This is a genomic window from Undibacterium sp. Dicai25W, assembly GCF_049340505.1.
Lineage (GTDB): Bacteria > Pseudomonadota > Gammaproteobacteria > Burkholderiales > Burkholderiaceae_D > Undibacterium > Undibacterium jejuense.
In genome coordinates this window covers 193,864-213,096 of the sequence record NZ_JBMPOQ010000004.1, presented here as the reverse complement: position 1 = coordinate 213,096, position 19,233 = coordinate 193,864, and the positions used below count along the sequence as shown (strand labels likewise).

Annotated in this window: 17 protein-coding genes; 10 read left to right on the top strand and 7 right to left on the bottom strand. The window is 45.4% G+C overall.

The features are described from left to right. Positions 1 to 4 precede the first annotated feature (4 nt). From fliS to ACO0KY_RS07095, 4 genes are all read right to left on the bottom strand, one after another. Positions 5 to 481: a flagellar export chaperone FliS gene (gene fliS, locus ACO0KY_RS07110; protein ID WP_423045031.1), complete on the bottom strand. Its 477-nt coding sequence runs from the start codon at positions 479 to 481 to the stop codon at positions 5 to 7. 32 nt (positions 482 to 513) lie between these two features. Beyond that, positions 514 to 2,529 (bottom strand): flagellar filament capping protein FliD, encoded by a 2,016-nt coding sequence (gene fliD, locus ACO0KY_RS07105; RefSeq protein WP_423045030.1) that lies wholly within the window; start codon positions 2,527 to 2,529, stop codon positions 514 to 516. A gap of 155 nt (positions 2,530 to 2,684) precedes the next feature. Next, positions 2,685 to 3,056: a flagellar protein FlaG gene (locus ACO0KY_RS07100; protein ID WP_423045029.1), complete on the bottom strand. Its 372-nt coding sequence runs from the start codon at positions 3,054 to 3,056 to the stop codon at positions 2,685 to 2,687. Between the two features lie 83 nt (positions 3,057 to 3,139). Further along, positions 3,140 to 4,936: a flagellin gene (locus tag ACO0KY_RS07095; RefSeq protein WP_423045028.1), complete on the bottom strand. Its 1,797-nt coding sequence runs from the start codon at positions 4,934 to 4,936 to the stop codon at positions 3,140 to 3,142. A 378-nt stretch (positions 4,937 to 5,314) separates the two neighbouring features. On the opposite strand from ACO0KY_RS07095, the gene ACO0KY_RS07090 reads away from it, so the two are divergent. Genes ACO0KY_RS07090 through ACO0KY_RS07055 form a run of 8 tightly spaced genes read left to right on the top strand, consistent with a single transcriptional unit; the run spans position 5,315 to position 13,596 of the window. Next, on the top strand, positions 5,315 to 7,516 hold the full coding sequence (locus ACO0KY_RS07090; RefSeq protein WP_423045027.1) for a tetratricopeptide repeat protein: 2,202 nt from the start codon (positions 5,315 to 5,317) through the stop codon (positions 7,514 to 7,516). Next, a complete protein-coding gene (gene rfbF / locus ACO0KY_RS07085; RefSeq protein WP_423045026.1) occupies positions 7,513 to 8,286 on the top strand; it encodes a glucose-1-phosphate cytidylyltransferase in 774 nt (257 codons plus the stop codon). Before ACO0KY_RS07090 ends, rfbF begins: the two co-directional genes overlap by 4 nt. Next, a complete protein-coding gene (rfbG, locus tag ACO0KY_RS07080) occupies positions 8,283 to 9,341 on the top strand; it encodes a CDP-glucose 4,6-dehydratase (protein WP_423045025.1) in 1,059 nt (352 codons plus the stop codon). The genes rfbF and rfbG overlap by 4 nt, the downstream gene beginning before the upstream one ends. Beyond that, the gene (locus tag ACO0KY_RS07075; RefSeq protein ID WP_423045024.1) at positions 9,338 to 9,901 is read left to right on the top strand and encodes a dTDP-4-dehydrorhamnose 3,5-epimerase family protein; all 564 of its coding nucleotides are present in this window, start codon (positions 9,338 to 9,340) and stop codon (positions 9,899 to 9,901) included. Before rfbG ends, ACO0KY_RS07075 begins: the two co-directional genes overlap by 4 nt. Continuing rightward, a complete protein-coding gene (locus tag ACO0KY_RS07070) occupies positions 9,898 to 11,127 on the top strand; it encodes a methyltransferase domain-containing protein (protein ID WP_423045023.1) in 1,230 nt (409 codons plus the stop codon). The genes ACO0KY_RS07075 and ACO0KY_RS07070 overlap by 4 nt, the downstream gene beginning before the upstream one ends. Positions 11,128 to 11,174: 47 nt before the next feature. After that, the gene (locus ACO0KY_RS07065) at positions 11,175 to 12,305 is read left to right on the top strand and encodes a DegT/DnrJ/EryC1/StrS family aminotransferase (protein WP_423045022.1); all 1,131 of its coding nucleotides are present in this window, start codon (positions 11,175 to 11,177) and stop codon (positions 12,303 to 12,305) included. Beyond that, entirely contained in the window at positions 12,302 to 12,949 is a 648-nt protein-coding gene (locus ACO0KY_RS07060; RefSeq protein WP_423045021.1) for a GNAT family N-acetyltransferase, read from the top strand. Before ACO0KY_RS07065 ends, ACO0KY_RS07060 begins: the two co-directional genes overlap by 4 nt. Continuing rightward, positions 12,949 to 13,596 (top strand): hypothetical protein, encoded by a 648-nt coding sequence (locus tag ACO0KY_RS07055; RefSeq protein WP_423045020.1) that lies wholly within the window; start codon positions 12,949 to 12,951, stop codon positions 13,594 to 13,596. Before ACO0KY_RS07060 ends, ACO0KY_RS07055 begins: the two co-directional genes overlap by 1 nt. A 31-nt stretch (positions 13,597 to 13,627) precedes the next feature. Here the strand turns inward: ACO0KY_RS07055 and ACO0KY_RS07050 are convergent, their stop codons facing one another. Together ACO0KY_RS07050 and ACO0KY_RS07045 are read right to left on the bottom strand one after the other, a co-directional pair. After that, complete coding sequence (locus tag ACO0KY_RS07050; RefSeq protein WP_423045019.1) at positions 13,628 to 15,307, bottom strand: GGDEF domain-containing protein; 1,680 nt, start codon at positions 15,305 to 15,307, stop codon at positions 13,628 to 13,630. A gap of 28 nt (positions 15,308 to 15,335) precedes the next feature. Beyond that, complete coding sequence (locus ACO0KY_RS07045) at positions 15,336 to 15,983, bottom strand: response regulator (RefSeq protein WP_186911666.1); 648 nt, start codon at positions 15,981 to 15,983, stop codon at positions 15,336 to 15,338. Positions 15,984 to 16,280: 297 nt separating this feature from the next. Here ACO0KY_RS07045 and greB point away from each other — a divergent pair, with 297 nt between their 5' ends. Beyond that, the gene (greB, locus tag ACO0KY_RS07040; protein WP_186911667.1) at positions 16,281 to 16,829 is read left to right on the top strand and encodes a transcription elongation factor GreB; all 549 of its coding nucleotides are present in this window, start codon (positions 16,281 to 16,283) and stop codon (positions 16,827 to 16,829) included. 126 nt (positions 16,830 to 16,955) lie between these two features. Beyond that, positions 16,956 to 18,317, top strand: coding sequence for a DUF3422 family protein (locus ACO0KY_RS07035; RefSeq protein ID WP_423045018.1), 1,362 nt, complete (start codon positions 16,956 to 16,958; stop codon positions 18,315 to 18,317). A gap of 129 nt (positions 18,318 to 18,446) precedes the next feature. Here ACO0KY_RS07035 and ACO0KY_RS07030 read toward each other — a convergent pair whose 3' ends face one another. After that, entirely contained in the window at positions 18,447 to 19,187 is a 741-nt protein-coding gene (locus ACO0KY_RS07030; RefSeq protein WP_423045017.1) for a tetratricopeptide repeat protein, read from the bottom strand. Positions 19,188 to 19,233 lie beyond the last annotated feature (46 nt).

The window sequence follows — 19,233 nt, the reverse complement described above, 5'->3', positions numbered from 1 at the left end:
TAAATCAGGCCTCAAATGCGTGGGTTTGTTTTGGTTGTAATGGGTCGTAATTTGTCGTCGGTGGAGGGGCCGACGGTGCTGCCGTTGAAGCTGGCTTGATTGCTTCCCAGGTTATTTTTAAATCGCGCAACAGGTTTTGAACTTCCAGTAACTTCTCTTCCTTGTTCCCAGCGTTTGCCAACAATAATTCACGACTCATATATTCATAGAGTGCATCAAGGTTTTTTGCGATTTCACCACCAGCTTCTTTGTCAAGGCTCGCTCTTAAGCCGTTATCAATAATCGAAATAGCGTGTGATATTGATTTACCTTTTTTTGCGATTTCTTTATTTTTCATCTGTTGCACGGCATTGCCGATGGCAATGATCGCGCCATCGAACAGCATGACGATTAATTTATGTGGATCGGCGGCCATGACACCAGTCTCTTCACCGATCTTGGTGTAAGCATTTGCGCCATATAGTTTTGATGAGCCAAACATAGTTAGTCCTTCGCGAGTGACTGGTAAATTACTTATTTATTCGTGGTACCGTTAAGAATGCCAAGTTGTGACGTCAAAAAACTCGCTGTCGATTGCAGGCTTGAAACAACGCTATCGAGAGCCGTATATTGCGCTGTTAAGCGCGCTTGCGTAGCAGTGAGTTGAGCATTCAATGTGTCGGTCTGTTTTTGCAGATCTTTCAACGTGTTATTGAATCCAAGATTTGCATTGGGGATTAAACCTCCGGTGCCAATAATGCTGGAGACAACATTGTTAAGCTTGTATGCAAACCCTTGAGAGAAGTAAACTGTCCCCCGATTTCCGGTAGAACCACCATTGACGATAACTTGAAGCCCATCAGATGCTGATCCACTAGCGCCAGTAAGAATCTGACCCGAGCCAGTTGCCCCTACGCCATTGAGACTGCCAGCCACATCCTTGCCGGCAAAGCCCGACCAGGATGTGCCAGTCAATGCTGAAATATCGGTGCCGCTTCCGTTTGCAAGACTAATCATCGACTTGCTGCCGTAGCTACCAGAACTAAGATTAAGGAAACCGTTGCTATCAACCGATGCCACTATTGATAAGCCGCCGCTGGAAAAATTAGACGTGCCATTGACGGATGACTGCACCAGAGTGGCAAGTTGAGTCGCATTGTAGGTACCAGCTGGCAGATTGACGGCAGCTGTGACGCCATCCAATGTAAAGTTAATGGAAGTATTCGCTGCAATTGTTGTGCTTGCACTATTTAGGTTTGTATTTCCAACCAGTGTGCCTTGCGTTGCAATCTGAGTGACATTCAAGGCGTAGTTGCCCGCCGTCGTTGCATTAGTCGAGCCTACTTGTCTAGTCAGGCTATCCGTCGATTGGCCAACCGCAGCAAAGAGTCCGCCTACATCTGTAAAATGGTTCGTTAGCGCCGACTGCAATTTGGTTGCGTCAGTAGCTAACGAACCGTCTTTTTGAAATGTAATCCCAATCTGGGCCAGGTAAGTGAAATTACCACCTAGTCCGTTGACCGCATTGCTCAGGCTACTGCGCAGCTGATTTTGGATGGTTTGAACTGTAGGATCACCCAATAAGGCACCAGCGGCCTTGGTTGTTGAGTTATACGATGTAAGTTGCGATATCGTGCTGTTAATATTGTTGTATGCATTGACAAAGGACGTAACTGCTGTGGTAACCGCCGCTGTATTGGCGGCGATGCTGACTGAAGTTGTGCCGACTTTTGCTAACTTTAACGTAACCCCCTGTATTGATGAGCTGATATTGTTGGTGGTGCTGGTGACAGGGATGCCGTTGATCGTTAAATTGGCATTTTGACCTGTATTAATCTCTTTGAAATTTTGTGTTCCAGCAGGATCATTGCTGAGCAGACTTTGCAATGTGGCGTCACCGCTCACGCTAATTTTCATGCTTGAAGTTGCGCCTGTGCTTGCCGATGCGAGAACAAGATGGTAAGGCGTTGCACTGCCATCACCCACGATCGATGCATTTACACCGATTTTTGCGTTATTAATCGCATCGCGTATGCCCTGCAAAGAATTGTTGCTACTATCAATAGTAATGGTGCCTGTCGCCTGACTTCCGTCTTGGGTAAAGGTCGCGCCTGAATACACGCCATTGGCAGATGTTCCGCCAGCAATCGTGCCAAACTGGAAAGTCACTGTGGTACTGCTACCAGTTCCTATCGTATTCGTGGTTGAAGCCTGGCCTGCGCTGGAAATAGATTGCCCCTGCGCTAATTGGGTCACATTCAGGCTATAGTTGCCTGCAGTTGCAACACTCGTCGTAGTTGCTGTAGCAACAGATGCGTCTGTTGCGGTCGCTGTTAAATTATTGAACGTAGCAGGGTTGCTTAGTGTGCTTAAGGAGCTTTGGAAGGCGCTAATGACGCTACTCAGAGCGCCATAGGCTGTGACATCAGCGTTATAGCTTGCCTGTTTTTGTTGTATAACCTTTAAGGGCTGACTCTCAACTGCCATCAACTTACTAATAATGCTGTCGACTGGAAGCCCTGAACCAATGCCGGTTGATTGTACGGACACAATAATTCTCCTTTGTTAGCCCTTACTGTATCAAATCTGGCGGGGTTCCAATTTGTATGACAGAGGGGTATTTCCCCGCTATTTTTAAAATAAGCAATCAAATGACAGAGTCGGATGAATTAACTAACGGTTCCGTCTGCCATCATGCGCTACATTCAGACTTCCTGCTTGATCAGCAATCCTTGTAATTTATCTAAAGATTGAGATATTTCAAGGGCTTGTTCGGTGGGAATCTGACGTAGTACTTGATTTGTGTTTTGGTCGATGATTTTAACTACCACCCGTTTGCTGTCCTGGTCGACGCTGAATCGAACATCCTGACCTTTGTCTTGCAATGATTTATTAATGCTGGAGACCGCGTGTTGCAGCTGGGCTTTGTCAACCGCTTTTGCGGGATCGGCTGGGGGTGTTGTTGGTTGAGGTTGACTTATATTGTCAGGCACAACAGCTGTCGCTGCAATATTGGCATTTCTATCGGGCGCAATTTGCCCGGTAGGAATGCTACTTCCAATCGAAGGGATGTCCATGATCTTGTCCTTCAAAGTGATATTCCCCTGATCAATTGCTGATCAGGGGAATGTTTTACATCAATAGCTTATCAGGCGATTGATTAACGCAACAGAGCGAGAACACCGTTAGGTTGTTGGTTAGCCTGTGCCAAAATTGCTGTACCAGCTTGTTGTAACACTTGAGCACGTGTCATGTTCGCAGTTTCTGAAGCGAAATCGGCATCTTGAATACGGCTACGTGAAGATGACAAATTCAACTGAGAAGTTTGCAAACTGGTCACTGCGGAAGTGAAACGGTTTTGGTAAGCACCCAAAGAAGCGCGTGAACTGTTGACAGATGCTAGGGCAGCATCGATCGTTGCCAATGCGGATGTTGCGCCAGCTGATGATGTCAGATCCAGCGACGAGAGTCCGCCGCCAACGGTTACTGTTGCTGCTACTGCTGTAGTGCTTAAGCCAATATCGGTTGCAGCAACACTGACGCTTGCTTTTGTTGCTGTAGTACCAGTAGTGATACCTGTACCTGTTGCACCGTTTGCAGTAACGACAGTGTTGATTGTGCCGCCGGTCAAGGAAACGAGTGTTACTTTACCATTTGAGTCAGCTGATGCAGCAACACCTGTTTTCGATGTAATTGCATTGATTGCGTCCGCAGTGTTTTGTGCTTGAATATCAACACTTGCGGCAGACTTAACGGCACCAATATCGTAGCCGTTAATTGTCACGTCACCTGCAGCAACAGCAGTTCCTGATGTTGCTGCAGCACCAACCAATTTCGCTTCTGTACCATTGGCAACCTGGATACCATTTTGGCTTGTTGAACTCAATGTGACGTTTGCTGCGATTGTTGTAGTATAAACAGTAGCGGCAGCGCCACCAGTTGAGAGGCCGGTATTAGTATCGTTTGCACCAGCATTGGCTGATTTTTCAATCGTAATGTTACGTCCATCAGCTGCGCTCAAATTGACTGCGCCTGTTGTCGTGTCATAGGTTGCAGTAACACCAGTTTGAGAAGATTTTGCATTAATCGCTGCAGAGATCTGTGAACCGTGTTCAACCACTGTCGTTGCTGAGGATACGGCGCCAATGTCGACACCATTAATTTTAATATCGCCAGCAGACAAGGATGTTTTTGTCGTGATCGCTGTACCAGCCAGGAAAGTTGCTTGGGCTGTAGCGGATACGCCAGTGCTGCCAGTGGATTGATTAATGGCTGCCGCTTTAGCAATAGCGCTACCAGCGGAATCTTTGTAAGACACGCCATCAGCGGCTGTCGCGCCAATATTGACACCATTGATAACCAAAGAGCCAGCGCCGAGTGCTGTCGCTGTATCTGATGCGCCAGCTAATGAAGATGAGTAGCTTGAGCCAGAACCAACACCGAGTGAGCTGGATTTCGCGCTGGTGATCGCACCAACAGTGATCTGATCATTTGCTGTGCCATTGGCACCAACTTGGAAAGTCTGGTTTGCAAAAGTACCGTCGAGCAAATTCACACCGTTAAAGTTGGATGTGCTGGCAACGCGGTTAATTTCTGAGATCAGCTGACTTGCTTCATTATTCAACGCTGCGCGGTCAGATGCGCTGTTTGTGCCGTTGGCTGCCTGAACTGCCAAGTCACGAATACGTTGTAAGTTAGAACCGATTTGAGATAAGTCGCCCTCAGCAGTTTGCGCTAAAGAGATACCGTCGTTTGCGTTACGTGCAGCTTGGTTTTGACCGCCCAGCTGTGAAGTCATACGTTGAGAAATTGCCAGACCAGCGGCATCGTCTTTAGCGGAATTGATGCGCAAGCCAGAGGACAGACGTTGCATCGCAGTTTGCAATGATGATTGTGATGTGTTCAGGTTGTTTTGGGCAACCATCGATGCGATATTGGTATTGATGAATGAAGACATTTTAATACTCCTTGCCTAAGTTATTTAATTCGGGGTTTAAGCCTCAAACTTTGGTCTGTCCTGATGACTGTTGCACCGCCGTTGTTTAGGGTTACGGTCAAGTCTTAAAAACGTTTAGGACATTTCTGCAAATAAATATTATTTTTTTTGCTTAAGTTTTGAGACTTTTTCCGCTTGACGGCAAGGTTTTAAAATACTTTAGGGTGGAAATTGCACTGTTTTAATGCTTTTGTTTGATGTATGAAAAACAAAATACATCGTTAAAATGTATTTGATGTGCAATTGTATCTGCGTGGAAGCGATTATTTCGGCGGGTTAGGTGTATTTTGAGGGTATTGATTAGTGCGGTGCTTGAGCCACCATTGATGAGGAAAGTTGATGAAGTCTTCAAAAGCGAAAAAAGTCGGTATTAATGATGCCAGGCAATTGTTTAAAAACAATGAGCTCGAGAGCGCAAGGCAACTTTGTCTGGAGATTCTGGATACTTTCCCTCTTCATCCTGATGCGAATCTCCTCATGGCAAAAATCAGCCTGAAATCCGTTGAGCTTGATCGTGCATGGACCTTTTTGCAACACTACTTCTCTGTTGTGAAGGGATCGGCGGGTGATGTAAAAGTTTGCCACGCGTTACTCGATGCGTGCTTACTCCATCGACAATTGACGCTGATGGAGGCGATAAGTCTTTGGTTGACCAAGGCAAACGCCAAAGATGGCATTGCATGGAATTATTTCGCTATTAGTCTGTTTGAGCAGCAACGATTTGATGAGGCAGCTGATGCGGGAAGGAAAGCCGTTAGCTGCGAACCAAATAACCCTGGTGTTTTGCTGAGTCTGGGCGGTATCTTAAATATGCAGGGAAAGTATGCCGAGGCACTCCCGTTTCTGGAGCGGACAATAAAATTAGACCCCTTGTCGACAATGGGGAATAATAATTTGGGTAATGTTTACCGTGCGTTGGGAAGACCACATGACGCCATTCAATGCTTTTCTATTGCATTGAAAAATGGCTACGATCACGCCTTGATTCACAATAATATCGGGATCGCTTATAGCGATACGATGCAATTTGCCAATGCCATTGCCAGCTATGAGAAGGCAATTGAATTGCAGCCAGATTTGATGTCCGCCTATCCATCTTTGATTAATTTGTATGCTGATGCAGGCAGGGTAAAGGACGCTGTTGATCTTGCAAATGTGGCGCTCTCCAAATCAACAGATAACGCAAGGATCTGGTCTGCATACGGAAATACGCTACAAAAAGCGAATCAACTCGATGGTGCCATTGAGGCTTATATGCAAGCCCTGTTATTCGTTCAGGAATCGCAAGCAGATTTGACTCGCAGAATTTACAGCGCATTACTGTTCGCGTTGAATAATCATCCAGACCTACCTGCTGAAGTCATCTACGGCGCCTATGAGGAGTTTAACCAAAAATTTGGCCTGCCTTTTCATCACACCTGGCGCCCTTTTGAAAATAAGCGTGATCCAGATAAGCGCTTGCGTGTCGCTTATATTTCGCAAGCTTTTTACAATCAGGTTTGCAAATATCATTTACTGCCATTAATGGAGAACCATGATCATCGCCTACTAGAGGTTTTTGCTTACTCAGATCCGCCAAGTGAAGACGATGTGACGGCGAAATATAAAGCGTGCGTAGATTGCTGGGTGGACACAAAAGGCATGAGTGATGAAGAGGTCGCCAATAGGATACGGTCGGATCAGATTGATATTTTGATTGATATTAGTGGCCACTCGACGAATAACCGACTCGGTGTATTAGCAAGAAAGCCAGCGCCGGTGTCAGCGCATTGGTTGGATTTTGGTTATACGACTGGTTTGACAGCGGTAGATTATTATTTAACGGATAAGTACATAGCAAATACCAACTGTGATCATCTTTTCTCCGAAAAACTCTGGAGTCTCGAGAATAGTTCTGTGGTTTATCGGCCATATGGTGTTGCTGTCAGTCTGAATGAATCCCCATTCCTTAAGGATGGCATTATTACTTTCGGTACGTTGTCACGTTCAAATCGTATTACGCACAAAGTGGTCAGAGTGTGGTCTGCTATTCTTGACGCCATGCCAAACTCAAGACTAGTGATTAGTAGTAGTGATTTTTCCGATCCGAAAATTCAGGATGAGGTTGCAGCCCGGTTTATCAAGCATGGTATCGAGCGTTCACGTCTTGATATTGGTTATTCTTCGCCATCATGGTTACCGTTGCAAAAAATTGATATTGGCCTCGATTGCTTTCCACATAACTCTGGCACAACGTTGATTGAGACGTTGTTCATGGGTATTCCTTTCGTTACTTTGGCTGATCGTCCCTCTGTGGGGCGCATCGGTTCAAGTATTCTTGGTGCGGCAGGTCATCCAGAATGGATTGCGCATTCAGAGATGGAGTATGCAGAAAAAGTATTAACACTTGCTCACGATACCGAACTGCTTCAGCATTTGAGAAAAAATATGCGCGCTGAATTGATCAAGTCTCCGTTAATGGATGAAAAATTATTTGCTCATGATGTCGAAAATGCCTATCGTCAGATGTGGAAAATCTATTGCGAAAAGGAATCGGTATGAAAGCCGTCATACTCGCAGGTGGATTGGGAACCCGAATCTCTGAGGAGACACATCTTCGTCCGAAACCCATGATTGAAGTGGGCGGATATCCACTTTTATGGCACATCATGAAGAGTTATTCGGCGCATGGCATCAATGATTTTGTGATTTGTTGTGGTTACAAGGGCTACATCATCAAAGAATATTTTGCCAATTATTTTTTGCATATGTCGGACGTCACTTTCGATTTGGCGAATAATCAAATGGAGGTTCATGAACAACATGCTGAGCCTTGGAAGGTGACCTTGGTCGATACCGGAGCTGAAACTATGACTGGCGGTCGTCTTAAGCGAGTTGCAAACTATCTTAAGGATGAAGAAGCTTTTTGTTTTACCTACGGTGACGGCGTGTCCGATGTCGATATTGCGGCATCAATTGCTTTTCATCAAAAGCACGGAAAACTAGCCACTGTTACTGCTGTTTTGCCTCCAGGACGCTATGGTGCATTATTGAGGGATGGGGATAAGGTTGAAGGCTTTATAGAAAAGCCGCGTGGTGATGGCGGTTGGATTAATGGTGGCTATTTTATCTTGTCACCAAAGGTGATTGATTTCGTCAGCGATGATACAACGAGCTGGGAATTGGAACCGCTTGCAAATCTTGCTCAACAAGATCAGTTGAGAGCGTTCGAGCACAGCGGCTTTTGGCAGCCTATGGACACTTTGCGTGAAAAAACACTGCTCGAAGAGTTATGGCAGTCAGGCAGAGCCCCCTGGAAAACGTGGAAATGAGATTAGACAAAGATTTCTGGCGCGGGCGCCGCGTCTTATTGACCGGACATACTGGCTTTAAGGGAAGTTGGTTGGCCATTTATTTACATCAATTGGGTGCGAAGGTGACTGGCATAGCGCTTGCACCAGAGACTCAGCCTTCTTTATTTGTTGCGGCAGGAGTAGAAAAAATTCTTGCTCATCACGTGTGTGATATTCGCGAACAGCACAAACTCACTTCACTCATTCACACGGCACAGCCAGAAATTGTTTTTCATCTCGCTGCACAAGCATTGGTCAGAAAAAGTTATAAACTGCCAGTAGAGACCTTTGCGACCAACGTGCTGGGTACCGTGCATGTCTTAAATGCATTGCGCGGTTTGGAGTCTGTCAAAGCTGCGCTGTTGGTAACGACGGATAAAGTTTATAAAAATCCGGAACATGGTCATGCGTTCAGCGAAAACGACGAACTCGGTGGGCATGATCCATATAGCGCAAGTAAAGCGGCTTCAGAATTAATTATTGCAAGTTATCGTGATGCATATTTGAGTGATCAAGGCACTCAAATTGCCAGCGCACGGGCGGGTAATGTGATCGGTGGTGGTGATTGGTCGGAAGATCGGTTGTTGCCGGACGCAATCAGAGCGTGGCAATCGGGGCAGGTACTTGAAATAAGACGCCCTGAGGCGGTGAGGCCGTGGCAACATGTGCTTGAGCCGGTGTCCGCTTATTTGAGGCTCGCACAGGCGTTGGTAAGTCAACAGCTTCCTGGTGGGGCGTGGAATTTTGGACCCTCGCCAGAAGCTAATGCAACGGTACGGCAGGTGATAGATCTGGCACGACAAGCGTATGGTAGCGGTGAAATTAAGTATGCGAGTCAACTTGAAGGCGAGCACGAAGCCGCATTGCTGAGTCTGAATGTGGATAAGGCCCGTGACATGTTGGGAATTGAGCCACGTTTCGACCTCAACCACGCTGTCACAATGAGCATGCAATGGTACCGTGCATTCGCTGATGGCGCAGGTGCGTATCAGCTTTGTCTTAACGATATAGCGGCCTTTGAGGCGGTTGTATGAGTGAACGATTTCTACAGAGTTCAACACCTTTGTCTGGGCTAACATTGTTGAAACGCCTCCCCCTTGGAGATGCGCGTGGCTTTTTTGAACGAATGTTTTGCGATGAAGAATTGAGTGCGGCTGGTTGGCGAGGCGCAGTAAGGCAAATCAATCACACCTATACACAAAAACGGGGAACGGTTCGCGGCTTACACTTTCAGTTGCCGCCACACAGTGAGATGAAACTGGTTTCTTGCTTGCGAGGTGAAATATGGGATGTGGTTGTCGATGTGCGCAAAGGCTCGCCAACTTTTTTACACTGGCATGCTGAGCGGCTATCTGCAGAAAATCATTGTTCATTATTGATTCCGCAGGGCTTTGCGCACGGTTTTCAGACATTAACGGACGAGGTTGATCTGCTATATTGTCATAGCGAGGTTTATTCATCCGGATCAGAAACCGGGCTGTCAGTGACAGATCCGCGCTTGAACATAGTGTGGCCATTGCCAGTGCAAGAATTGTCCGGGCGAGATCAATCACATCCATTGTTGACTGACGATTTTAAAGGGGTTCAGTTGTGAAATGCAGACATTGTCAGGCACTATTGAATAACACCTTGCTGGATTTAGGCACTGCGCCTCCATCGAATGCCTATCTTCGACCAGAACAGTTACATGCTTCCGAAACGTGGTTGCCTTTACGCTTACTGGTCTGCGAATGTTGTTGGTTGGTGCAGACTGAAGATTTTACCGGACGGGAGGCACTTTTTGACGACGAATATGCTTACTTCAGTTCTTACTCCAGCACGTGGCTAAAGCATGCCGAGCAATATGTTTCAACGATGTGTGAACGTTTTAAACTTGGTAAACAAGATTGTGTCGTCGAGGTTGCTGCCAATGACGGTTACTTACTGCAGTATGTTAAAGCGGCGAATATTCCTTGTTATGGTATTGAGCCTACCGCCAGCACCGCTGCTGTGGCGAGAGAGCGAGGAATAGAAATTCTTTCGGATTTTTTTGGCCAAGATTTAGCCTCTACGCTCGCCAGCGAAGGACGGCAAGCCGACCTGATGGTAGCCAATAATGTGTTGGCGCATGTTCCTGATATCAATGATTTTGTTGCTGGGTTTGCTACCTTGCTTAAGCCAAGCGGCACGGCGACTTTCGAATTCCCACATCTGTTGCAGATGGTACAGGGACTGCAGTTTGACACTGCTTACCATGAACATTATTCGTACTTGTCTCTGACCGCAGTACAGCGTATTTTTGCGGCTAATGGTTTGACCATATTTGATGTGGAAGAATTACCGACGCATGGCGGAAGCTTACGTGTCTATGCGCAACGTTCCGACTCTGGGGAGCACATCGCTACTTGCGCCGTATCGCAACTGCTACAGAAGGAAAGTCAACTTGGAATGACCAGTTTAACTTTTTATACTACATTCCAGGATCAAGCTGAAAAAATTAAACACGAAGTTTTGCGCTTTCTGTTGGATTGCAAACGCGATGGCTTACGCGTGGCTGCCTATGGTGCTGCAGCCAAAGGGAATACGTTACTCAATTTTGCTGGCGTACGAAGTGATTTATTGAGCTATGTCGTTGATGCCAATCCGCATAAGCAAGGTAAATACCTTCCGGGTAGCAGAATCCCGATCGTAGATGTACCTTTTCTTATTCGGGAGCGTCCAGATCGAATTTTGATTTTACCTTGGAATTTAAGAGACGAAATTTCTAAGGAGTTAAGGCAGGTATGTCATTGGGAACCACGGTTTGCTGTTGCGATCCCTGAAATACATACATTTGAATAAGCACTGTAGTGAATATTGATCAACGTGAAATTGTTAGGAGACAAAAAATGATTCCCGTATTTAAGCCATTGATAGAACAAGAAGAAATCAACGCCAGTAAAGAATCTTTGGAAATGGGTTGGTTGGGAATGGGAAGCTATGTTTCTCAGTTTGAGCAAAAAGTAAAAGAAATTATCGGTGCAGAAGATCGCTATGTTGCTGCAGTAAGTACTGGTACAGCTGCTTTGCATATTGCCTTGTTAGTGGCGGGCGTCTCAAAAGGGGATGAAGTCATCGTTGCTTCTTTTAATTGTTCAGCTGATTTTCAGGCGATCGGATGGGTTGGCGCAGACATCGTATTTTGTGATTGCAATGATGATACGTTGGAACTTGATTTGGTTAAGGCAGAAGAGCTTGTAACAGCAAAAACTAAAGCCATTATTGTCATGGATTACGATTGTATTTTGTCAGATCATGAGGGAATTGCCGCATTCGCCAAAAAGCACAATCTACGCGTTATCCACGATGCCGCGCATTCATTTGGCTCGGCATACAAAGGTAAGCCAGTAGGCAGCTTTTCAGATATTTGTGTTTTCAGCCATGACCCAGTAAAAACAATCACCTGTTTGGATGGCGGTACTGTTGTCGTAAAGACAGAAGAAGAATTAAAGTATGTGCATGAGTTACGTTTGCTAGGCATGCAGCAACCCTCTTCAGTGATGTACCAGAATCAACGTGCCTGGACTTTTGATGTTGAGCGTGTTGGTTTTCGCTACCACATGTTAAACATGCATGCTGCCATTGGTGTTGCTCAGTTGGGTAAGTTGGATGTGATCTCAACTAGTAGACGTGAAGCATCCAGGTATTACAATGAACTGTTAAAAGACGTTCCCCATGTCAGAGTTCCAAAGACCAATTTTGATGAAGTAAATCCGTTTTTATATTACATCAGAGTGCCAGCAGAACAACGGGATGACTTACGCGCAGAATTAAAGAAAAATGGTGTCGATACAGGCATTCATTGGCAGCCAGGACATTTGTTCTCTCTGTGGAAAAATTGCAAGGCCGGGAATCTTGATGTGACTGATAAGGTCGGTAAAGAAATTCTCTCTTTACCGCTTCATTCTAAAATGCCGTTGAGCGTGGTAAAAGAAGTGGCTGAACAAGTGCGTGCTTATTTTGAAGCGAGAGAAAAATGAACACTGGATTGTCAGTTGGAAAAAACCTCCTGCATTATATTAAAGAAAGTTCAGGATTAAATAAGACCAATTTTGTTATCCCGGTAGGTAAGCCAGTACGTGCTTATTTGCGAGTTATACCAACGCTACCAAGTCAGCATGATCCTCTCGATTTGCAACTGTTGAGCGACTGGAGGAACAAATACGTTAAATCATTCCTGACTGAATTTCGCGCGTATCCGGAACGCACAGCCAAATGGCTTTCCGAATACGTTCATAAAAATGAAGGCAAAATTTTATTTATGCTGGTGACGCTTGACGGCGAGCGCTTGGGACATATCGGTTTAGCTTTTATTGATTGGGACACTGGTTACGGTGAAGCGGATGCGATCGTCAGTGGCGGGGCATCTCCCTACGGTTTGATGAAGCTGGCATTGCAAACAACCTTGAAGTGGGCGAAAGAGCAATTGTCACTAATTTCGCTTGGTGTTCGCGTCAGATCCGACAATACGGCCTTAGATTTCTATAGAAAAGTTGGGTTTCAAGAAGTCAAGCGCGTTCCTCTGAGGATCGAGAAGGTCGGTGATGATACTAATTGGTATGAAGATGAGGGATTAGTGGAATTCGACGCTGCGTTGGTGTATATGATTTATCGGAGTGAATAATGGATATCGTTCATCTTGGGAGGAGTGGATTATTACGTTACCTGGAGAATCAACTTAATTCCTTCTTCCCGGATGGAAAAAATAGCCGTGATGTTTTAGAGAAGTATATTGATGAAGCGCTCGTGAGAACCGGTAATTGTATTAATCGAGTAAAAATGTGGACTCCGGATAAATTTAATTATCTGCATTCCACTCAATACTGCATGTTTTTATATTATTTAAGCAATAGTATTCATAGAAACGAACATCAGCCTGATATTTGCACAAAGTTGTTTTACCTAAACAAAGCGCTCAACGGCATCGACCTGTTCTATGAGATTGAAATGCCACCGGTTTTCTTTATCGGGCATTCTGTGGGGATTGTATTAGCTAAAGCTACCTACGGGAATTATCTGGTTCTCTATCAAAATTCGACTGTAGGTAAAAATCACGGCGCCGCACCGGTATTGGGCGAGGGGGTAATTATGTACCCCAACTCGGCGATTATCGGGGATTGTAAAGTTGCTGATCGTAGCGTTATTTCGCAGGGCGTGAGTGTTATAAGTAGAGATACTCAAGCTAACTCGCTCGTTTTCCAAAAAGATGGTGGTGAATTAGTCTTTAAAAAAGATCAGCGTGACATACTGGCTGATTTCTTTCGTTTCTGAATAAAAGAGTTGGTTCGCGACGCTCGACACGTTAATCCGCCATCGCAACCCGATTTTTCCCTGACTGTTTCGCTGAATACATTGCTTTGTCCGCTCGTTTGATCAAGGCTTCTTGTGTCTCACGTGGTGCGCGCAGTGCAACACCGGCGCTGAATGTGATGAATAAGCGTTTCTCATCAGCGGTAAAGAAATGCTTAGTCAACTCGCGTTGCACTCTTACCATTGCCTGCGATGCTTCCTCAAGCTGAGTTTCAGGCATGATAATGACAAACTCTTCACCACCATAGCGTGCAATGACGTCGATAGAGCGTAGGGTTTGCTTTACGATACGTACCAGGTGTATCAGGGCCTCGTCACCCGCTGCATGTCCATGAGTGTCATTGAGTTTTTTGAAATTATCGAGGTCTAATAATGCTATGCATAATGGCGTATTGCGACGGTCGGCGCGATCCGCTTCGCGTTCAAAAATATCATCCATACCTCGGCGGTTCAAACTACCGGTTAATTGATCTTCGCGGACTAACTCGCTCATTTGGGCGAGTTTGTTTTCGAGGTCTTTAATCTTGATTTCGGCTTCGACGACTTCTTTTTGTGCGGCAACGATGATGTCGCGTGATCTGACGGCCTCAGATTGAACGGTACGTGTTTCTTCCAGAATATTGCCAATGATGCGGCTCACCTGACCGGTATCTTTCGCTGTGCTAATCTCAATCGCGTAATCATCCATTTTGTGCTGATACGCATCGGTGCTGTGAACCATGACGTCGAGTCTGTCGACGAACGCTGTCATCATGTTTTTGACTGAATTTTTCGATTCAACCAATGTGTTTTTGAGGGCACCTTGCTTGTAGATAACTTCTTTAAGGCTACGCGTCGCTTCTTGCAATGCCCGGTGGTCGATAGGGCCTGCAATTAAATTTTGTACGACTTCAATCTGGCCTCGCAGCCAATTATCATTGTCAAGTAAGTCGTGAATGTTAGACAGGAGCAAATGAAATAGTCGCAACAGCAATTCTTGTTGTTCTGCGCTATCGCCACTTTGTAGTTCGATTTGGAAGCACAATTGCTTGAGGCGTGAAGCCAGTAGATTGAACGAACTCTCTGATTCAGCTTCTTTCACGGCCATTCCTAGTGCTTCAGATTCACTAGCCAGAGCAGGTGAGGTCGGTTTTAGCACGGCACATAGTGCGAGGGATAAAGTCCGGTAGAGAAGATCCTTGAGCAATTTTTGACGTGGGTCATCGACAGACGGTAAATCAATCAAAGGGATAGAAGCGCTATTGCTTGGCGGCGCCGGTATCGGATCTACCAGGCTCATTGGTTTTGGCGCGGGCGCTACAGGTGGCGGCGGTGCCGTAATGTGCTCGGTTAAAAGCTCCAATGTTTTGCTGTATTCTTCCCAATTGCCGCTCTTTGCGGCACGACTAAAACGATAGCCAAAGGTTGAAAGTTCTCCTTTGGAATTTTGCAGACTTGTCGCAAAGCTAGATAGCAAGTTTTCTGCCGCAGACGGCTCAGCGGCAACTGGATCATCGATTTTTGCAGGTGAAATTGCATTTTGACTGGTAGTCGTGATTCCCGCAATTTCATTATATAGTTTCTGATATGCATCAGGCGTTGGCGCAACTCGCTGTATTGCCAATTGACGAAACGTTTCACGAGCAATATCAGTTGGACTTTTAAGTTGCGGGTTATTCGGTTTGTTTGACATTTTGCGTCGCCAGCTAAGGTTGATGCATCTAGTCTACCAGCTGATTCTTAATTGCGTAATGTGTAAGCTCTGCGTTGTGACGTAATTTCATCTTTAAGAGAATTCTTGAGCGATATTCGCTAATGGTTTTTACGGATAAAGACAAATCTTTGGCAATATCGCTAACTGATTTCCCTGAGGCAATCATCGTCATCGTTTGGAACTCGCGATCAGACAAAGTTTTGTGTAACGCGTCTTCATGCTCCTGATTCAGGTTGTTAGCTAATTCTTGAGCCAATTGTGGACTGATATATTTAAGGCCGCTTGCGACCTGGCGAATCGCATTAACGAGGTCTTCTTTGCTGCATTGTTTGTTCAAATATCCCGAGGCGCCAGCTTTGAGTGATCGAATTGCATATTGGTCTTCACGATAGATCGAAAACATCAGCACTTGAACTTCAGGTTTCTCGGCTTTGATCTGCTTTAACACTTCGATGCCGTTTTTGTCACCTAAAGCGATGTCAAGCAGCATCACTTTATAATCGTGTTGTCGTGACAAGCGGATCGCATCGAGCCCCGATCCTGTCTCGGCCACCACGCCAATGTCTTGCGTAGCACTGATAATACTTTTAATGCCTTCCCTTACCACTGTATGGTCGTCGACCACAATGAGTTTAATCGAAGAAAATTCGGTCATGCACAATTCCATTTCTATGTCATATCAGTACTGTGGCATACAATGTGCCTGTCGCACTATATCTTGAGTGTCCCTAGAGTAATGCCGATCTTTTTATGATTCAGCAATCTTCGTTTTTTTTACTCATTTGCTTCGTCATAATAAAATTATCTGGCATCAGCTCTTTGCCTATACAAATGATGATGTTTTTCATTTCCTGGCATAGGTGAAGCTTAAAAAACATTATTCTATAAGGGATGCTATAGATACGGTGAGAAGATGCGAATTTATTTGATCTGCTTGAATAGAATGTAAAAAATGAGTAAAGCGTTTGTTAAAGAATCAGAGTCGGACGACGAAGATGATGTTTCTGCACCGGCAATACCTGCTGGGGCAAAAAACTATATGACACCTCAAGGCCATCAATCCATGAAGGAAGAGTTTTTGCGCTTGATTGATGTTGAGCGTCCGGAGGTCGTTAATATTGTCTCTTGGGCCGCCTCAAACGGTGATCGCTCAGAAAACGGTGATTATATTTATGGTAAACGACGTTTGAGAGAAATAGATCGGCGTATTCGTTTTTTGAGCAAACGCCTCGATATTGCTGAAGTTGTTGATCCGCGTGTGCATCATGGGTCGGATCAGGTTTTTTTTGGCGCTACTGTGGTTTATGAGAATTTGAATGGGGATGAAGTGACGATTACCATAGTCGGTGTGGATGAATTTGACCCATTGCAAGGTCGTATCAGCTGGATCGCGCCAGTCGCCAGAGCACTGACAAAAAGCAGGATTGGTGATACGGTGATTCTTAAGACGCCCAACGGTGTTGATGAGCTGACGATACTTGATGTGATCTATCCGGAATAAGCTAATACCAGACTATTCTGCCATGATGTCTGATCGGAGCGTTGCAGGTTGGGTTGATGCTTGTCATCGGCGTGTCGCTTATTTCAGGCATCTTGTTGTGTATGCTGTTAAATTTTGGTGAACGCTATGGCACTTAACTCGATGCTCATTAATCATCCTCTGCGCATTCCTCTCGCTGCTGAAGTGCATTCCAGACCATCTTTGCGTTTGCAGTCGCCAGAAATGCTGACGCATATCGCAGTATTTGCGCGCAGTGATGCGAAAATTGCAGGAGATAATGCTGAAACGCAATTGTCGATATTGGCTGATTTCTGTCAATATTTTGGCGTCGCTTGTCCTGGGGTGGAGGCAAAATATTTTTTCCATGATTTTGGTCACTTTCGATTGAAATGGGAGTGCCATACGGAATTTGCTACCTATTCTTTTTTGGAAAATGATGCTGAAAAACTCCAAGGAGTGAGTAAGTCGGTTTTTAGCGTGGATGGATTCGAAAAAAATCCCTTGCGCCACGTGCCCCAACAATGGTTGTCAGCCCTTGATGGTAAAGTCATGGTTGCTGCACACATCGCTTTATTACCCGCCCAATTATATGGGCGCGGAGACGCGGCTGCGATGCGTAGTGTTTTTGACGGTGCGTTATTGGTCGGTAGCGAAGTCATTTCTCGTGGTGAAGTCTGGACAGATTTTTTAATTAAGGCGGATGGTTTTAGTCGCTTTATTGTCAAAGATTTTGGTTTTCTTGAGCAGCAGCCTGGTCGTATCGTACAAAGAATTTTAGAAATTGAAACTTATCGGATGATGGCTTTGCTCGGCTTGCCTCAGGCGCAAGCGGCGGTGCCAGTTTTAAATAGCATAGAAAATGAATTGGTCAAGTTGACCTCTGATATGGTTCTAAGAGGTGGTGTTGACGGACTTGGTGAATTGTCTGATACCGATGCCGAACAAGATGTGCTGCGACAAATCATAGGTCTTGCTGCTCGGCTTGAAAAATTAGCGCTGGAAAACAGCTACCGTTTTTCTGCTTCTAAAGCTTATTTTAGTCTGGTCAATGCACGCATTGAAGAGTTGAGGGAAGTTCGGATTGAAGGCATTCCAACGATTGCCGAGTTTATGGATAGGCGTCTTGCTCCGGCGATGCAAACTTGCGAGTCCGTCGTCCACAGGCAAGAAGCATTGGCGGCAAGGATTGCCCATACCAATGATTTATTGCGCACTCGGGTTGGGATTGTTCAGGAGCAGCAAAATCGGAGAATATTGCAAAGTTTAAATTTACGCGCTGCCCAACAGCTAAGGCTGCAGCAAGCCGTTGAAGGTTTGTCTGTTGCTGCCATTAGTTATTATCTCGCAGGTTTGGTGCTTTATTTGGGCAAAGGCTTAAAAGCGATCGGGGTGACGCTCAATCCAGAGTTGGTGACGGGATTGTTGATTCCTGTGATTGCTGTTGCTGTGTGGTTAAATTTGCGGCGCATGCATAAAAAATTAAATTAGAACGATGAACCGCTTCAATTTGAACATTACCAGATCTCAATTTGATTGAGTTGTGGATAGCAGTGAATGGTTCTAAAATCAGGCGCCAACCGCGCACCTGATTATCTGTATCGGATTGACCAGGCGCAATTATTGGTACTGATTCCAGCGCATCTTGCGTTCGTCATTTGCTTCTTTGAGTAAATGGCGTGCACGTTGTTTGTCTTGTTCTTTAGCATCTGGTTTGCCATCCAATTCCATCGCTAATGTCTGAATTGCTGCAGGGAAATCTCCTTCCGCAGAGAGTTCTAACCAATGATGGGCAAGGGTAGGGTCTTTCTTTACCCCGTCGCCGTCGGCGTATGCATTGGAGAGCAGAAACATTGCTTGAGCATTACCTTGTTCGCTGGCGACTTGCAACCAATGAGCTGATTGTTCTATATTTTTCGGTACACCTTCACCGTATTTACTCATACGTGACAACATAAAGGTTGCTTTATCATTTTTTTTAACTGAGGCGGCTTCATACCACTTCCAAGCCTCGGGATAGTTTTGTTTTAAGCCTAATCTGGATTTGTAATTTGCTTCCGCATAGTTGAATTGGGCATCACTATCACCACCTTCAGCCGCTTTTTTAAGCCAGTTTGCCGCTTCGTTTTGTTTGTCTTTATTGACCGATAGTGCATAGGCTAATTCTCGTTGTGCGACCACATTACCTTGCTGTGCCCAGGTTTTGAGGGCTACGAATGCTTCGCTTTGTTGGCCATGCAGTGCTGTCATTCCCATTGATTCAATTTCGGCTGAACTGGGATTTTGTTTGATATGCGGGCTGCATGCGCTAAATAAAACTGCGATCAGCGCTGAAGTTGTTAAGCGAAAAATTGTTTGCATCATCATTTATCGAAAATATGAAGCGTGCTCCTAAAGTAACAGGAGC

Excerpts from the sequence above, each read along its gene's own strand:
- fliS (WP_423045031.1), bottom strand. The coding sequence starts at position 481 with ATGTTTGGCTCATCAAAACTATATGGCGCAAATGCTTACACCAAGATC.
- ACO0KY_RS07100 (WP_423045029.1), bottom strand. The coding sequence starts at position 3,056 with ATGGACATCCCTTCGATTGGAAGTAGCATTCCTACCGGGCAAATTGCG.
- ACO0KY_RS07095 (WP_423045028.1), bottom strand. The coding sequence starts at position 4,936 with ATGTCTTCATTCATCAATACCAATATCGCATCGATGGTTGCCCAAAAC.
- ACO0KY_RS07090 (WP_423045027.1), top strand. The coding sequence starts at position 5,315 with ATGAAGTCTTCAAAAGCGAAAAAAGTCGGTATTAATGATGCCAGGCAA.
- rfbF (WP_423045026.1), top strand. The coding sequence starts at position 7,513 with ATGAAAGCCGTCATACTCGCAGGTGGATTGGGAACCCGAATCTCTGAG.
- rfbG (WP_423045025.1), top strand. The coding sequence starts at position 8,283 with ATGAGATTAGACAAAGATTTCTGGCGCGGGCGCCGCGTCTTATTGACC.
- ACO0KY_RS07075 (WP_423045024.1), top strand. The coding sequence starts at position 9,338 with ATGAGTGAACGATTTCTACAGAGTTCAACACCTTTGTCTGGGCTAACA.
- ACO0KY_RS07065 (WP_423045022.1), top strand. The coding sequence starts at position 11,175 with ATGATTCCCGTATTTAAGCCATTGATAGAACAAGAAGAAATCAACGCC.
- ACO0KY_RS07060 (WP_423045021.1), top strand. The coding sequence starts at position 12,302 with ATGAACACTGGATTGTCAGTTGGAAAAAACCTCCTGCATTATATTAAA.
- ACO0KY_RS07055 (WP_423045020.1), top strand. The coding sequence starts at position 12,949 with ATGGATATCGTTCATCTTGGGAGGAGTGGATTATTACGTTACCTGGAG.
- ACO0KY_RS07050 (WP_423045019.1), bottom strand. The coding sequence starts at position 15,307 with ATGTCAAACAAACCGAATAACCCGCAACTTAAAAGTCCAACTGATATT.
- ACO0KY_RS07045 (WP_186911666.1), bottom strand. The coding sequence starts at position 15,983 with ATGACCGAATTTTCTTCGATTAAACTCATTGTGGTCGACGACCATACA.
- greB (WP_186911667.1), top strand. The coding sequence starts at position 16,281 with ATGAGTAAAGCGTTTGTTAAAGAATCAGAGTCGGACGACGAAGATGAT.
- ACO0KY_RS07035 (WP_423045018.1), top strand. The coding sequence starts at position 16,956 with ATGGCACTTAACTCGATGCTCATTAATCATCCTCTGCGCATTCCTCTC.
- ACO0KY_RS07030 (WP_423045017.1), bottom strand. The coding sequence starts at position 19,187 with ATGCAAACAATTTTTCGCTTAACAACTTCAGCGCTGATCGCAGTTTTA.